The following is a 2,221-nucleotide window of genomic DNA, read 5'->3' on the forward strand; positions in this document are numbered from 1 at the left end:
ATCGGTTCAAGTGTGAACTCATTGCGGGGGATTACTGAACCGTCACGGATGAAGACCAGCCGCACATGGTCGTAGGCGACTGGCGGTGTCTCGCGGCGACTCGTACTCGTGCGAGTTGCGACGACTCTTGGCCTATCCTCCGTCGCCATGACGCACCATCGTCCGGGGATCAGCGGTCGAGTTGGAGGCGTGACCACGACCAGCACACCAGTGCGATGAAAACGACAGCGCACCCTGCTGTGAGGGCGAGTTGCGTCGGAGGTACGGCGGTGCCGTCCGACATGGCCCAGAGTGCGGGAGCAGCGAGCGGCATCCAGCCCCCGGCCCCGGCGAGGGCACCGACTTGCGCGAGGACGATCAGCGCGATCGTGCTGGCAACCCCGGCGAGCAGCGAACGGGTGACAGTGGCGATCCACGCGACCGGGATCGCGAGGCCAGCGGAGAACATCGCCAACGCCCACAGCCGCCCGAGCGCAGCCCAGGTGCCGCTATCCGGTGCCCCGTAGCCGATCAGCAGCCCGAGGACGAACACGCCAAGCACAGCGGCGGTGCTGACCAGCATCGCCCAGAGCAGGTACACGGTCAGCTTGGCAAGTGCGATGCGCGTGCGGCCGACAGGCAGGGCAAAAAGGCCGGTGATGGTGCCATCTGAGAACTCACGCCCGAACATCCAGGCCAGCACGATCCCGAATCCGAGGAGCGCAGTAACAGCCGTGATCTGCGCCGCGCCCGCGAGCAAACCGCCCCAATCCAACGAGGCCGCTGGCCCAGCCTGCGCGATCATCTCCGGGTTCCCACCGGCAACACCAGCGGTGATCCCGCCGAGCAAGCCGACCATGCCGAGCACGATCGCGAGCGTGGCGATCACACCAACCAGCGAGCGGGTCAGCTTGAGCGTTTCCACACGGAATGCGGCGTTCATCGAGGCGCCTCCGCAGCCCCGCGCCGCTCATCGTCTTGGCGGATGCGCTCGAAGAACGCGCGTTCGAGGTCGCTACCCGTGGTATCGAGTTCACCGATCAACCGGCCCGCGTTCATCAACAGCACGCGGTCAGCGATCCGCGCCACCTCGTCCAGATGGTGACTGCTGACCAGAATCGCCGCTCCCGCGCGTGCCCGACGCATCAGTTGCTCGCGCAGCAAGATGACCGAAGCAGGATCCAGCGCATTGCTCGGCTCGTCCAGCACGATCAACCGAGGGTCGTGCTGCAACGCGGCGGCAAGACCGACCCGCTGCCGATTCCCCAGCGAGAGGCGACGGAACCGGCGATCAGCGACCGGGCCAAGACGCCACACCACGACCGAGTCCTCGACACGCTCAGGGTCGCCCGCGTGCAGCAGGCACGCGATACGGAGATTCTGGCGCACCGTCAGTTCCGGGTAGGCCAGTGGAACCTCGATCAGCGCACCTACCTGCGCCCACCCATCCGCAGGAACCCGATCCAATGTGTGACCCTGTACTTGTAATGCGCCCTGTTGCGGGCGGAGCATCCCGAGCGCAAGCCGCATCAGTGTTGTCTTGCCCGCACCGTTCAGCCCAATCAGAGCGACGATCTCGCCCGGCTCAACCCGAAAGGTCAGGTCACTCACGCCCGCCCCGCCCTGAAACAGGCGGGTGACGTTCTCGAAGGCGAGCATGTCATCCACCTCCGAGCACATCGAGGGCGGAACCTAGCGCGGCGTCCAGTCCGGTCTGCTCTGTCCGCTCCCATTCCAACAGTGCCGTGCTCAGCCCGGCGATCACTGCCGCTGCCGCGACGCGAGCCCGCACTTCGTTCGCTCCACGATCCACCAGGGCACCCGCCAGGGCCGTGATCGTGGCCTCGCTGCCGCGTTCGATTGCTCCGCGCAGTGTCGGGGTCTGAGCGATGATCCGCAGCCGCTCACGCAACGCCTCGACGTCCGCGTCCTCCACCTGCGTCCACGCGGCCCTGACCCCCTCAGCCAGCGCACGCATCAACGACTCATCGGCAGGGCGCACCCGCACGGCGTCAGCCATGAGTGGATCGAACGAGTCGGCCACCACAAGGGACTCTTTCGTCGGGAAGTGCCGGAACAGGGTCATCTCGCTCACGCCCGCACGCTCAGCAACCTGCGCGGTTCCCGTCGCGTCATACCCACGCTGGACGAACAGCTCCAACGCTGCCTGTCTCAACGCCTCGTGCGTCCTCTCCCAACGACCCATGTTCATAATGTTAGTTACTAACGTATCGAAGTCAAG

General features: G+C 65.9%; 3 protein-coding genes. All 3 read right to left on the minus strand.

Annotated elements, in window-relative coordinates; genetic code table 11:
* Window positions 1-169 precede the first annotated feature (169 nt).
* Window positions 170-922 carry an ABC transporter permease gene (locus tag ACPYO4_RS16325; RefSeq protein WP_425710298.1) on the minus strand — a complete coding sequence of 251 codons (753 nt, stop codon included), beginning with the start codon at window positions 920-922 and terminating at the stop codon, window positions 170-172.
* Window positions 919-1,638, minus strand: a complete 720-nt coding sequence (locus ACPYO4_RS16330; protein WP_425710299.1) for an ABC transporter ATP-binding protein — start codon at window positions 1,636-1,638, stop codon at window positions 919-921. Before ACPYO4_RS16330 ends, ACPYO4_RS16325 begins: the two co-directional genes overlap by 4 nt.
* 1 nt (window position 1,639) lies before the next feature.
* Window positions 1,640-2,221, minus strand: a 582-nt coding sequence (locus ACPYO4_RS16335; protein WP_425710300.1) for a TetR/AcrR family transcriptional regulator, incomplete at its 5' end; no start/stop codon positions are given.

Origin of the sequence: Georgenia sp. Z1491, assembly GCF_049856175.1 — a bacterium.
In the GTDB taxonomy this organism is placed as follows: domain Bacteria; phylum Actinomycetota; class Actinomycetes; order Actinomycetales; family Actinomycetaceae; genus JB111.

What these genes read in the sequence shown, in the direction of transcription:
- ACPYO4_RS16325 (WP_425710298.1), bottom strand. Translation starts at nt 922, where the DNA reads ATGAACGCCGCATTCCGTGTGGAAACGCTCAAGCTGACCCGCTCGCTG.
- ACPYO4_RS16330 (WP_425710299.1), bottom strand. Translation starts at nt 1,638, where the DNA reads ATGCTCGCCTTCGAGAACGTCACCCGCCTGTTTCAGGGCGGGGCGGGC.